At 57.0% G+C, this 12,662-nt stretch carries 11 protein-coding genes; 9 read left to right on the plus strand and 2 right to left on the minus strand.

The window, feature by feature from the left end; translation table 11 throughout:
* Positions 1–19 precede the first annotated feature (19 nt).
* Genes guaA through AC4BBN_RS21990 form a run of 4 tightly spaced genes read left to right on the plus strand, consistent with a single transcriptional unit; the run spans position 20 to position 4,065 of the window.
* Positions 20–1,636, plus strand: coding sequence for a glutamine-hydrolyzing GMP synthase (guaA, locus tag AC4BBN_RS21975; RefSeq protein ID WP_490594162.1), 1,617 nt, complete (start codon positions 20–22; stop codon positions 1,634–1,636).
* Positions 1,637–1,659: 23 nt separating this feature from the next.
* Positions 1,660–1,854: a hypothetical protein gene (locus AC4BBN_RS21980; RefSeq protein ID WP_490594163.1), complete on the plus strand. Its 195-nt coding sequence runs from the start codon at positions 1,660–1,662 to the stop codon at positions 1,852–1,854.
* A 60-nt stretch (positions 1,855–1,914) separates the two neighbouring features.
* Positions 1,915–3,036, plus strand: coding sequence for a tRNA adenosine(34) deaminase TadA (gene tadA / locus AC4BBN_RS21985; RefSeq protein WP_490594164.1), 1,122 nt, complete (start codon positions 1,915–1,917; stop codon positions 3,034–3,036).
* Positions 3,037–3,060: 24 nt separating this feature from the next.
* On the plus strand, positions 3,061–4,065 hold the full coding sequence (locus AC4BBN_RS21990) for an LD-carboxypeptidase (RefSeq protein WP_490594165.1): 1,005 nt from the start codon (positions 3,061–3,063) through the stop codon (positions 4,063–4,065).
* A gap of 7 nt (positions 4,066–4,072) precedes the next feature.
* Here AC4BBN_RS21990 and AC4BBN_RS21995 read toward each other — a convergent pair whose 3' ends face one another.
* Positions 4,073–4,414, minus strand: coding sequence for a hypothetical protein (locus AC4BBN_RS21995; RefSeq protein WP_490594166.1), 342 nt, complete (start codon positions 4,412–4,414; stop codon positions 4,073–4,075).
* Positions 4,415–4,653: 239 nt separating this feature from the next.
* Here AC4BBN_RS21995 and AC4BBN_RS22000 point away from each other — a divergent pair, with 239 nt between their 5' ends.
* The 4 genes from AC4BBN_RS22000 (at position 4,654) to AC4BBN_RS22015 (ending at position 9,071) form a co-directional block, all read left to right on the plus strand.
* A complete protein-coding gene (locus AC4BBN_RS22000; RefSeq protein ID WP_490594167.1) occupies positions 4,654–5,583 on the plus strand; it encodes an FHA domain-containing protein in 930 nt (309 codons plus the stop codon).
* Between the two features lie 111 nt (positions 5,584–5,694).
* Positions 5,695–6,390 (plus strand): flagellar brake protein, encoded by a 696-nt coding sequence (locus AC4BBN_RS22005; RefSeq protein WP_490594168.1) that lies wholly within the window; start codon positions 5,695–5,697, stop codon positions 6,388–6,390.
* Between the two features lie 566 nt (positions 6,391–6,956).
* Positions 6,957–7,991 carry an NADP-dependent oxidoreductase gene (locus AC4BBN_RS22010; protein ID WP_490594169.1) on the plus strand — a complete coding sequence of 345 codons (1,035 nt, stop codon included), beginning with the start codon at positions 6,957–6,959 and terminating at the stop codon, positions 7,989–7,991.
* Positions 7,992–8,411: 420 nt separating this feature from the next.
* Positions 8,412–9,071, plus strand: coding sequence for a BON domain-containing protein (locus AC4BBN_RS22015; RefSeq protein WP_490594170.1), 660 nt, complete (start codon positions 8,412–8,414; stop codon positions 9,069–9,071).
* 878 nt (positions 9,072–9,949) lie between these two features.
* Here AC4BBN_RS22015 and AC4BBN_RS22020 read toward each other — a convergent pair.
* A complete protein-coding gene (locus AC4BBN_RS22020) occupies positions 9,950–10,669 on the minus strand; it encodes a Crp/Fnr family transcriptional regulator (RefSeq protein WP_490594171.1) in 720 nt (239 codons plus the stop codon).
* A 1,017-nt stretch (positions 10,670–11,686) separates the two neighbouring features.
* On the opposite strand from AC4BBN_RS22020, the gene AC4BBN_RS22025 reads away from it, so the two are divergent.
* Positions 11,687–12,544, plus strand: a complete 858-nt coding sequence (locus tag AC4BBN_RS22025; protein ID WP_490594172.1) for a L,D-transpeptidase — start codon at positions 11,687–11,689, stop codon at positions 12,542–12,544.
* Positions 12,545–12,662: the final 118 nt, after the last annotated feature.

Below are 12,662 nucleotides of genomic sequence, written 5' to 3' on the forward strand. Positions count from 1 at the left end.
TTTGACCCCACGTCCGCCCATGTCTACGCACCAAAAAATCCTCATACTTGACTTCGGCTCCCAAGTCACTCAGCTTATCGCCCGCCGCGTACGCGAAGCCCATGTATTCTGTGAAGTCCATCCCTGCGATGTGACGGACGAGTGGATTCGCAATTACGCCGCCGATGGCAAGCTGAAGGGCATCATCCTGTCCGGTAGCCACGCCAGCGTGACCGAAGAAAGCACTGACCGAGCGCCCCAGGTGGTGTTCGAACTTGGCCTACCGGTGCTAGGCATTTGCTACGGCATGCAGACCATGGCCCAGCAACTGGGTGGCAAGGTGGAAACCGGCCACACCCGCGAATTCGGCTTTGCCTCCGTGCGCGCCCGCGGCCACACCGCTTTGTTGAAAGATATTGCCGACTTCACTACGCCGGAAGGCGAGGGCATGCTGAATGTGTGGATGAGCCACGGCGACAAGGTGACCGAGCTGCCACCGGGCTTCAAGCTGATGGCCAGCACCGACGGCTGCCCGATTGCCGGCATGGCCGATGAGGCGCGTAATTTCTACGCCGTGCAATTCCACCCCGAAGTCACGCACACCGTGCAAGGCCAGGCGCTGCTGAACCGCTTCGTGCTGGGCATCTGTGCCACCAAGCCCGACTGGGTGATGGGCGACTACATCAGCGAAGCCGTAGCGCATATCCGCGAGCAGGTCGGCGACGAAGAGGTAATTCTGGGCCTGTCCGGCGGCGTGGACTCATCGGTGGCCGCAGCCCTGATCCACCGCGCCATCGGCGACCAGCTGACCTGCGTCTTCGTGGACCACGGCCTGCTGCGCTTGAACGAGGGCGACATGGTGATGGACATGTTCGTCGGCAAGCTGCACGCCAAAGTGATCCGCGCCGATGCTTCCGATCTGTTCCTGGGCAAGTTGGCCGGGGTGAGCGACCCCGAAGCCAAGCGCAAGATCATCGGCGGCGAGTTCGTCACCGTCTTCAAACAAGAGGCCGCAAAGCTGAAAGGCGAGGGCGCCAAAGGTGCCAAATGGCTGGCCCAAGGCACGATTTACCCCGACGTGATCGAGTCCGGCGGCGCCAAAAGCAAGAAGGCCGTCACCATCAAGAGCCACCACAACGTCGGCGGCCTGCCCGCCGAGCTAGGCTTGAAACTGCTGGAGCCGCTGCGCGAGCTGTTCAAGGATGAGGTGCGCGAACTCGGCGTAGCCCTGGGGCTGCCTTACAACATGGTCTACCGTCACCCATTCCCCGGGCCCGGCCTGGGCGTGCGGATTCTGGGTGAAGTGAAGAAAGAGTACGCGGATCTGCTGCGCCGTGCCGACGCTATCTTCATTGAAGAACTGCACAACTTCAAGGACGAAGCCACGGGCAAGACCTGGTACCAGCTGACCAGCCAGGCCTTCACCGTGTTCCTGCCGGTGAAGAGCGTGGGCGTAATGGGCGATGGCCGCACCTACGATTACGTGGTGGCCCTGCGCGCCGTGCAGACCAGCGACTTCATGACTGCCGACTGGGCCGAGCTGCCCTACGCGCTGCTGAAGAAGGTATCTGGCCGCATCATCAACGAAGTACGTGGCATTAACCGCGTGACCTACGACGTATCCAGCAAGCCACCAGCCACCATTGAGTGGGAATAAGCCGGATACACCGGGCCTGGAGCATGCGCGCCATTTTTAGCCTCCTGGGTTTGCTGCTGGTAGTGCTGTTTCTTGGTCTGCTGGCCAAGAACCAGCTGGCGCCTGCGGTGCAAACGCCTCAGGCGGCCGTCTCTGCGCAGAATATGCCTCAGCAAGTCAAACAAGCCGTGGATGCTGCCTTGCAGCAGCCACGTGCCGTGCCCAATGAAAACCCTTGATGTTTTTGGCAGTTGGCGCAGGTTTTATCTGCGGCAGCCGCTACTTAATTCATAGCAAATATGGTCTTGAGCGACGCCGATGCAATGCAGCTGGCCTTGGCTGAAGCAGATCTTGCCGCCGCTGCAGGCGAGGTTCCCGTCGGCGCCGTGGTAGTGAAAGATGGAAAGGTGATTGCCAGCGGCCGTAATGCGCCCGTGGATGGCCATGACCCTACAGCCCATGCCGAAATCGTCGCCCTGCGTGCGGCAGCCCAGGTGCTGGGCAATTACCGGCTGGACGGCTGCGAAATGTTCGTCACGCTGGAGCCCTGCACCATGTGCAGCGGAGCCATGCTGCACGCACGGCTGCAACGCGTGGTGTTTGGTGCGGCCGACCCGAAGACCGGCGCCGCCGGATCGGTATTGAACGTATTTGCCCACCCTCAGTTGAACCATCAGACCCGGGTGCAAGGTGGTGTGATGGCAGAAGAATGCGCCCAACTGCTGCAAGACTTTTTCCAGCACCGGCGTGCTGCGCAACGACAGGCGCGCCATGTGCTGCGTGAGGATGCTTTGCGCACGCCAGAAGGGCGGTTTACCGATCTGGTCGATTTTTCATGGACTACGCAGTACATCAGCGACCTGCCAGCGCTTGCAGGCTTGCGCATGGCGTATGTGGATGAGGGGCCTCAGGCTGCGGGCCTAAACTATGTTTGCCTGCACAGTAAGACCGGGTGGGGCTACCAGTACCGGCAGATGCTGGCACCATTGCTGTCCGCAGGGCACCGGGTGCTGGTGCCCGACCTGATTGGGTTTGGCCGCAGCGACAAGCCCAAGAAAGAGGCTCAGCACAGTCTGGACTGGCATGGTCGCATCCTGCGGGAATGGATGCAGCACCTGGCGCTGCACCACGTTGTGCTAGTCGTGCAGGCGGCAGATCCCTTAGGCCAAGCCTTGCTGACAGCGATGCCCGAGGTTTTTCACGGCTTGTTGGTGTTGCAGCCTGCCGCCGCACACGAGGCAGACAATGCACCGTTTCCAGACCTGGGGCACCGTGCAGCTCCGCGTGCATGGGCCCGCAGGGCAGCAGAGCAGGGCGCTGCAGCTGCAACCGGCATATCGCATGAAAAAATGCGGCAACTGGCTTGCCCGCCGGGCTCGCAAGCGGCGCAACAGGCTGCTATCTATTTCAACCTAGCCTGATTGGCCAATGGGATACTCCTGCGCGTGACCAAACATATCTATATTTATTCTCCCTCTGGCGCAGTGCGCGACAAGGCTGCTTTCAAGCGCGGCGTAGCCCGGCTCAAAACCCTGGGCCATACGGTTGAAATCGACACCGATGCCCTAAAGAGCCATATGCGCTTCGCCGGCGACGATGCCACCCGCGTTGCCGCCATCCACCGTGCGGCCGCTAGCGGTGCCGACGTGGCACTGATTTCACGCGGCGGCTACGGGCTGACGCGCTTGCTGGGTCAGATTGACTACGCGGCCGTGGCCCATGCCATCCACCACGGCACGCAGTTTGTCGGTTTTAGCGATTTCACGGCTCTGCAAAATGCGGTGCTGGCCCAAACCGGTGCCATCACCTGGGCAGGGCCGGCACTGGGCGAAGACTTCGGCACGGCGGAGCTGCCGGACGACATCATGGAAGCCTGTTTTGACGACTTGGTCGAAGGGCAGGGCGAGGGCGCCGGCTGGCGACTGGGTCGCGAAGATGCCCAACTCGCTATTGATTCAGTAGCTGTCGGTGCTGATGCTGATTGCGCTAGCGGCAGTTTTTATATCAAAGATGCCACGTTGTGGGGCGGCAATCTTTCGGTCCTCGTGTCGCAGATCGGTACGCCGTATTTCCCGGACATCCAAGGCGGCGTGCTGTTTCTAGAAGACGTGGGAGAGCACCCCTACCGCATCGAGCGCATGCTGACCCAGTTGCTGTATAGCGGTGTGCTGGCGCGCCAAAGTGCGGTGGTGCTCGGGCAGTTCACCAGTTTTACCAAGGTGCCGCATGATGGCAACTTCCGAATGGCAACCGTGCTGTCCTGGCTGCGCAGCCAGCTGAAAGTGCCAGTCTTGACGCAGCTACCCTTTGGACATGTCCCCACCAAGGTCTTGCTGCCGGTCGGTGCCAAGGTGGAACTGGCCGTGGAAGGGCGCGAAGCACTGATCGTATGGGGTCATTTACCCTCTGGATGCACGGATACCAGTCACGACCACAGCCATCACCACTGAAAGTCGTTCAAGTGCCCAGGGAGCTGGGGCGAGCTTTCAGGCTTCTGGGTAACGAGCCGTGGAACAGCCGAGTGACATGCTCCATCTTGGCGCGCGCATCTATTTCTCCACTCTGGCTGGCCAAGGTGGCCATCAGGTCCGCACGCAGGTACCACAAGACCTGCACATCCTTGGCGTTGCGTATCTTGCGTTCCAAGTAAGAGGGTTCTGACGCTTCTGGGGTCAGGCAAGACAGCATCGTCGAGCGAATCAACTCCAACTGCTGCTCCTGCCGACCATCCACCCGGCCAGACTCCGGGCGGAGAAAGCTGAACAGGCTGAACAGTACGGAGTTTTTAGGGGCGGCCATGGGCAGACAAGCGGGTATTACACAAGAGATAGGACCCTGCGTTTATACCAAGACCTAATGCCCGCGCGCAGCGTTTATGAAGCCAGTCATCATTTGCCGGCTTGATACATACTTGGGCCGTGTGCTCTCCCACCATTGCCCTCGAATACTGTAGATCTAGGCTGCGGAACAACGCTTTGCACGCATAATTTCACGTAGCTATCGGATTTTCTTTTCGCAACTACTACACCGCTACCACTATGGGCGTTCAGGCTACCGTCGTATTTGTCGATCTCACCGGAAGTACTGCTTTCTATGAAGCTCTGGGCAATGCCAAAGCGGCCCAAACGGTGACGCGGCTGACGCAGTGGATAAGTGATGTCTGCGCGGCCTACCAGGGCCGCGTGGTGAAAAAGTTAGGCGATGGCGTATTGGCCGTCTTTGTGGGGGCAGAAAACGCGGTGCGCGCAGTGATCGACATCCAGCGTGGCCACCAACTTCGACTGCTGAAATGGCCGGCAGTGATTCGCATGGAAATCAAGGCCGGCATAGCCTATGGCGAGGTGGTGGAGGTGGAGGGGGATTGCTATGGCGACGCTGTCAATGTTGCCTCACGGTTGAGTGATCTTTCGGGCGCCAATCAGGTCTGGGTGACCGAAGCCTTGGTCGATGAGTTGGGTGACGACGCTGGTCTGCGCTTTTTGCGCCTGGGGCCGGTGAGCATAAGGGGCAGGGCAGAACCCTTGCCGTTGTACCGGCTCGAATGGCAGGACGGCGCGGTGTCAGAATTTTTGACCATGCAGGCCACGTTGCTGCAAACCGAGCACCCCGTCGAGCGCTCCGCTGGGCAAATCCATCTGTCTTATTTGGACCACAGCAGCAGCTTTTCGTCCGCAGCCATGCCTGTGCACCTGGGGCGGGCGGAGACTGCCGAATTCTTCATCGAGGACCCCCGCGTATCCCGCCTGCACGCCAGGATTGAATGGCGTAACGGGGCATTCTTCCTGACCGATATGAGCAGCTTTGGCACTTGGGTTCGGTTTGCCGGTAGCGATAACGATGTACCTTTGCGTCGCAATGACTGCGTGTTGCATGCATCCGGCGAAATTGCACTCGGCGTACCTTTTAATGATTTCAGTACGCCCACGGTGCGCTTCTCGCTGTCGCAATCGCATTTCTCTTTTTTTTAAACTGCACGGTGGGTTTGCGGTGCCAACGAGCAACCAAGCCTGCGGGACTAAAATTTGCGGCATGGATATAGCGCCATACTTCATCGCTGGGTGGCCGGCCAAGCAGTACATATGACCAAGAAGAACACCATTGAATTTGAAGACATGAATCTACAAGTCGGCGTACGACTCCAGATTCTTTTGAACCATAGCGACAACTCCGTGGCGCACTACTCGACGCTGATCGGCTATGTTGCCGGCGAATATCTGTTGCTCACGATTCCACAAGACAGCCGTGCCATGGTTGGCTTGCAACAAAGTATGACGGTGGTCATACGGGTGTTTACGGGCGTATCCGTTTTTACCTTTGAAAGCAGAATCGAGGCTTTGGTGCAAACGCCTCGCGCCTTCATGTTGCTTGCGTTTCCCGTCGCGATCCAAAAAGTAGGTTTACGCAAAGCCGTTCGTGTCAAAGCAAATTTACCCGTGCGCGTAAAAAGCCCGGTAGATGCAGAAGACGTTACAACAGCCACGCTGTCTGACATCAGCCTTTCAGGTGCCTTGATCTCCACCAGCAAGCCCTTAGGCACTATGGGAGACATGGTATCTATTGAGTTTTCACTGACTGACCAAACGGTAGACCAACTAGTCACCATCACAACGACAGCTTCAATCCGTAGTCTGCAGCAATCGGCCGGTAGTACTGCAGACGGGGCCACATTCCAGACTGTGTATTCCCACGGCATCAACTTCCACGATATTGACGCAGCCAAGCAAGTCGTGCTCCAAAATTTTGTGTATGAAACATTGCTGGTGCATCGCAGTTGAGGCTGGATCGTCTTACGGGACGATCCAGCAATTCCATTTATTAACATAATATACATCGTATTAAGTAATTACAACCACGAAGGCAGTCGGATTGATTGCTGCGCACGCACGTAGGTTGCGCGGTGCTGCACGGCTCTGTTGGCGATCTGGCTCCGACTACTGCCAAAGACCAGATCTCGATGCTTGTGGCGAGGCATCGTCCGATCCGCGACACAGGCTGGCAGCACGCTGACCGAGGCCAGATCCACGCATCAGAGTGTTGCATACCGTACAGACGGCGGATGTCATTTGACCTAAGTTCGATACTGAAACCGGTGGCTTCCCCCATTTATTTACGGAAGGATGTCGTGGTTCAAGCCGTTGGCCTGAATACAGGTACTGCCATACACAAGTGCCACGGTAGACCTAACAAGGGCAATCCAAGTCTATCCCGCGAACCAACGCAAGGCCATAACCGCTGGCGATCCTGCGCAATAGCGGCGCGCGTTCACACCTAAAACCGATACAACCCGCCGGGGTACTTGCGGCGGTGAAGGTAAATTGATTTAAAAAAAGGAGGCTGACCTATGTCACAAAGCACCACTGTCAATCGACGCGTAGTTTTAAGCGCCCGACCAATCGGCGCGCCGAATGCAGAGGACTTCCGAATAGAACGCAGTCCTGTGCCGCACGCGGTGGACCATCAGGTTCTGTTACGCACGCTGTACTTGTCACTGGACCCTTATATGCGCAGCCGGATGAGTGATGGTCCTTCATACGCCGCACCCGTAGCTATCGGTGATGTCATGGTGGGTGCCACGGTATCGCGGGTAGAGGTATCACATCGCAGCGACTTCAACGTGGGTGACCTGGTATTGGGATACACCGGTTGGCAGGACTATGCATTGTCCGATGGCAAAGGTCTTAGATTGCTCTATCCCGAGGAATCACACCCCTCTCGTGCCCTGGGCGTGCTGGGAATGCCAGGCTTTACTGCGTACATGGGGTTACTGGATATCGGCCGTCCTGAGGCTGGGGAGACCGTTGTTGTTGCCGCCGCAAGCGGGCCAGTGGGTTCGGTAGTCGGCCAAGTCGCCAAACTTAAAGGCTGCTATGTCGTGGGCATTGCGGGTGGTAAAGAAAAGTGCCGCTATGTGATAGACGTCCTGGGTTTCGACTACTGCGTCGATCACCGCGCAGACGACTTAGCCGGCCACTTGGCGGCCTCATGTCCGAAAGGCATTGATGTGTACTTCGAGAATGTCGGCGGCCTGGTGTTCGATGCCGTATTGCCTCTGCTTAACCCGAAAGCCCGCATCCCGGTGTGCGGGTTGGTCGCCACCTATAACGCCACGGAGATGCCGCCAGGTCCAGATCGATTGGGCCTGCTCGTGGGAACCTTACTGAGCAAGCGCATAAAGATGCAGGGGTTCATTGCATTCGACGATTACGGGCCACGTTGGAGTGAGTTTTCTGGCGCGATGGGCGAATGGGTAAGGGAGGAAAAAATCAAGGTTCGAGAAGATATCGTCTTCGGTTTGGAGAACGCACCGGAAGCCTTCATTGGACTACTTCAAGGCAAGAACTTCGGTAAGCTCATTATTCAATTGGCTCACGAATAAGCAACTCCATTACACACCCAATCCCATCTGGTGCGCATGCAGATGCCGCCATGCGCATCCTAGGGCGCGTGTGTGCTCCATGACTTCGCGGGCAGCGTCGATCTGCGGCCAAGGAATGACAGTTTGAATAGTACACGTTGGAAGCCGTCGGCATTCACACTGGTCCGGCCTACTCCAAGTTTGTTGCGCAGCGACGTAACCACACGCGGCCATACATATCCACATAGCATTAGAACCAGAACTCAATTTATCGCCTGCCTGGAATCTAATGTTCCAGGCTCCCGTCGTCAAGACGATTGCGCCCACCCTGCCCTACCCATCGTATTTCAACCAAGTCATTAGATTTCACGCAAAGAGGCTTGGCGCACAGAGCGTTCGCCATCACACACCTACAGTCTTCATATATACCGGAGGCCAATCATGAAATCTGATAGTCAACTCAAACACGATGTCCTTGATGAACTCAAATGGGAACCAAGCGTTAATGCAACAAACGTAGGTGTGGAGGTTCGCGACGGCATTGTCACCCTTGCCGGCCGCGTCGAAAGCTTCTCGGAGAAATGGCATGCCGAACGCGCTGTGCAGCGGGTGCATGGCGTGAGAGGCCTGGCTGTAGACGTCAATGTCGAACTGCCTGGCCTACGTCAGCATACAGATGCAGATATAGCAGCAGCAGCCAGAAACATCTTAGACTGGGCTACGAATATTCCTAAGAAATCGATCTCGGTCATGGTTGAAAATGGCTGGTTGACACTTTCCGGAACGGTAGATTGGTCGTACCAGCGCCTGGCTGCCGCGCAGGCTGTACGGCATCTACTGGGCGTCACAGGTCTCAGCGACCAGATTGTCCTGAAATCCGTGCCAGCTAGTGACCCCCACGCGGTCAAAGTCGCGATCGAAGCTGCATTGAAGCGTCGCGCGGTCGACAGCGCAAACTCGATTTCAGTCACCATGTTGGGCACGGAGGCCACCTTGACGGGTATGGCGGGAAGCTGGTCCGAACGCGAATTTGCCGAAGAAGCCGCATGGTGCACTGCGGGAGTCAGGTCGGTGGTTGATAGGATCTCAGTCACCTACTAGTAAGTCACGACAGCCAACTGCAGCGGCAGTGGGCGTGAAGTCCGGACATTTCGAAAGACCAAAACGCGAAGGTTAAATTCAGAAAGTACGCCGGTGAATGTTATCCAGCCGAACAGCGCAAAATATAAAAGCGGCAGTAAAGAAGCATGTTAGCCAGACACTTCGACCTGCTGGCGCTAACGCCGACTGCTCAGTGCATGCATTCTCATCAATAAATTAAGGCGACCTTTGCGTGGAAGAAGCTCAATCAAGTGATTCTGTACGTTAGGCAAAATGTTCTTTCGAGCTGGCGGCTGGCCACGACGGCAAGTTATGCGCAATCCAAATGGCACCGCCCAACCATGCAGTTGGCTGTATCGCCATAGGTACCACCAACTTTCTACGGCGAAGATGCCCTCCTCCGTGCAGCCATTGGCATAGAAAATCAGCGAAAGATGCCTTGCTGCGGTTCGTATGGCGGTCACATCAAACCGGTCAGCGAGTTGCTCCGTAACGCCCAGGACGCGTTGTTTGCATCCGTATAGGTGTAACCCAACGACTTGGTGGGTGTGGCTCACTTTAGCGGACTGGCTGAGCCACCGTGCCCGAACCGCCACCCTGAAGACAATCATGGCTAAATACGCTCATGTCTTCTCACCGGATAAGTGCCGGGTCTTGGATTCTATTCACCAGTTGCGGGTCGGCGGGAGCATACCGCCCACTACAAGCAGGTCGCTTCATGGCGAGTTTCCGGGGTTTTTTGAATACTTTAGTCACGTAACACAGCGTAGTGACGCTATGCGATGTTGTCCGTGCGCTATCGTACCCCGCCGCCCGCGCACGATCTGCGAAGCCAAACCGCTATGGTCCTGGGCAGCTGCGCCGGACCTCAGTCGACTCTATGTGGCAAGTTTATGTGGCAGTAGTCGGTCGTACTCCTTCTTGACCACGGCGTAGCACTCACATGATCGCTGCTCCAAGCCGTCCCGATCAACTACGGTGATATGACCGCGGACATAACGAATCAAGCCCGCATTCTGCAATTTCATGGCACCTTGCGTAACGCCCTCTCGGCGAACACCGAGCATGTTGGCGATAAGTTCTTGAGTCATCACGAGCTCACTGCCTTGAAGTCGATCCAGACTCAGTAAAAGCCAACGGCACAGTTGCTGGTCTAATGAATGGTGGCGATTGCACACTGCAGTTTGCGCCATCTGCGTAATAAGGGCTTGTGTATATCGCAACAGCAGGTGCATCGCCGGCCCGGTGCGGTTGAACTCGTTTTTCATAAGCTGAGACTTCAATCGGTAGCCCATCCCCGCACTTTGCACGACCGCACGACTGGGCGTCGACTCACCGCCCATAAATAATGACACGCCTACAAGCCCTTCGCAGCCGACCACGGCAATCTCAGCAGAGGCGCCATTCTCCATTACGTATAGGAGAGACACGATAGCGTCTATGGGGAAGTACACATGACTCAAGGTTCGGCCAGATTCGCATATCACTTGACCCAAAGGCATCTTTACCAGTTCAAGTTGGGGGAACCAACGTTCTCTCTCGGCATTCGGCAACGCGGCCAGTAGTCTATTGTCGATGGGGTTAGGTGAGATAGCCATTCAGATGCTCCATAACTATTCGTGGGTGCAACGCTGATGTGGCTCTGCGCTCAAGTGCTTTGAATATTAGCTCCTACCCATCGACCATTTGTACGTCTATTGATAGATAGACCAATTCGCGGCGTGCACCTGCGCAAACAATCGCTGAATGAGGCGTGCAATACGCGGTGTTCACCTACAGACATAGCGCCGAGTTGGCATTTTCTGGAAATTTCAATGGTCAATCGGCAATTGCCACTCTAGTCAGGTTTGGATGCCACCCTGAATGATCGCCGTCATGCAACCAGGTTCGGCTATACCAACATAGGCTGAAGAATGGAATGCAACGGATTCGGCTCTGAGATTTATGTGGTCTGGCGCACAGACCTTCGCCCACCGGTGCGCAGACGATAGGGCATCTTTTCCAATGGATACCAATCGATGAAAACCTATATGCGACTCGGGCAGGATGTTCTGGATGAGCCCGAATGCAAGCCCTCAGTCCATGCCGCGCAAATCGGCTTCGAACTAGAAGATGTGTGGTGACCCTTGCCCGCCTGGTGGAAAGTTATGCGTAAAAATGGACGACCAAGATGGATGTGAGGCTTCCCGCGCTTGGGATGCGCGCCGATGCCGACATTACCCCTTCGGCCGAGACGGCCATCGGTTGGATTGCATCGGAGCCAAACGGCGTAATCCGAGTTCTAGTTGAGAGAAGCTGGATCACCCTGAGCGGCGAATGGGCGCAGGCCTCCATGACAAGGCTCGGGCAGGCTACATCTGCCAGCCTGATCACACAGCACGCCACCCACAGATGGCCGGTACAGCCGGGAAAGCGTCTGAATGTGATCTTTGGGGTGGAGATACCGCCAAGTGCTTGATGTGCACGCGTTCGAGCGACGTCAGCGCCCGTCATGGCAACGTTGGTTAAGAGAGCTTGTCCTACTTGCCTGCTGCGCCTTCATTCTGCAGGCTCCGGTTCGGGCAGAACCGGTGGAACCCAACCAAGTAGAACTCGACGCGGTAACACGGATCTTCATGAAGGAAGTCGATCATCTTCTCTCTGTACCCACTGCTGACCAGGCGCTTTATGCCAACCGCCTGCAGCAGTCGCTGGTTGCGGCTAGCCTGAACGAGTTACCTACACAGGCTTTTGTCGTTGTGGATCGCAACCCGCAAGTCCAGGCTGTATTCGTAGTCGTGCGGCTGCGCGGTGGTAGCCTACACTGGATCGGCGCCACGTCGGTATCGACCGGCAAGCCAGGCCGGTTTGAACATTTCTATACGCCCCTCGGGGTCTTCGCACATTCGTTGGACAATCCCGACTTCCGTGCCGAAGGCAGCTTCAATAAGAACCATATTCGCGGCTACGGCCTGCGTGGAAGACGGGTCTTCGATTTCGGCTGGCAGATCGGCGAACGCGGTTGGGGCAAAGGCGGCGTGAGCCAGATGCGGCTCCAGATGCATGCCACCGACCCTGATGTGCTGGAGCAGCGCCTCGGCCAGGCGGACTCGGAGGGCTGTATCCGGATTCCCGCCACACTGAATCTTTTCCTCGACAGGCTGGGCGTATTGGATTCGGACTACACGGCCGCGATCGTCAACGGCAACCCGTTGTGGGTCATCCAGCATCAGGGTGCAACGCTGCCGTGGCCCGGCCGCTACCTGGTGATCATCGACTCCCGGGCTAGCGGACGGCCCTCCTGGTCGCCAGCACCTGGGCTGCGCAAAGCAATCAAGCCAGCTTCGGCACCAGTGGTTACGCCGTTTCGCGTCAGCCCCGGGGCCGTCATAAAGCCGTCTACGCCTATCGATAGGCCGGCTCAGTCAGAGTCAAACGTTGTCGTCCATATCCTCCTGGCTACAAGGCTGCTATTTGTAGACAGCCATGCTTAGCAGGCTGCTGAAATACCGCCCACCGACATGCACGCCGACCCCGCCGTTGCCGGAATTTTGAGGATTCGGCGCGCAACGAAGGTCAGACTGCTCGCTTCGAAGCCGATTCGGGCCTTCT

The sequence above is a fragment of the Rhodoferax sp. SPJ21 genome, from assembly GCF_058216335.1.

What these genes read in the sequence shown, in the direction of transcription:
- AC4BBN_RS21995 (WP_490594166.1), bottom strand. Translation starts at nt 4,414, where the DNA reads ATGGCCGCCCCTAAAAACTCCGTACTGTTCAGCCTGTTCAGCTTTCTC.
- AC4BBN_RS22005 (WP_490594168.1), top strand. Translation starts at nt 5,695, where the DNA reads ATGACCAAGAAGAACACCATTGAATTTGAAGACATGAATCTACAAGTC.
- guaA (WP_490594162.1), top strand. Translation starts at nt 20, where the DNA reads ATGTCTACGCACCAAAAAATCCTCATACTTGACTTCGGCTCCCAAGTC.
- AC4BBN_RS22020 (WP_490594171.1), bottom strand. Translation starts at nt 10,669, where the DNA reads ATGGCTATCTCACCTAACCCCATCGACAATAGACTACTGGCCGCGTTG.
- AC4BBN_RS22015 (WP_490594170.1), top strand. Translation starts at nt 8,412, where the DNA reads ATGAAATCTGATAGTCAACTCAAACACGATGTCCTTGATGAACTCAAA.
- tadA (WP_490594164.1), top strand. Translation starts at nt 1,915, where the DNA reads ATGGTCTTGAGCGACGCCGATGCAATGCAGCTGGCCTTGGCTGAAGCA.
- AC4BBN_RS22025 (WP_490594172.1), top strand. Translation starts at nt 11,687, where the DNA reads ATGAAGGAAGTCGATCATCTTCTCTCTGTACCCACTGCTGACCAGGCG.
- AC4BBN_RS22000 (WP_490594167.1), top strand. Translation starts at nt 4,654, where the DNA reads ATGGGCGTTCAGGCTACCGTCGTATTTGTCGATCTCACCGGAAGTACT.
- AC4BBN_RS22010 (WP_490594169.1), top strand. Translation starts at nt 6,957, where the DNA reads ATGTCACAAAGCACCACTGTCAATCGACGCGTAGTTTTAAGCGCCCGA.
- AC4BBN_RS21980 (WP_490594163.1), top strand. Translation starts at nt 1,660, where the DNA reads ATGCGCGCCATTTTTAGCCTCCTGGGTTTGCTGCTGGTAGTGCTGTTT.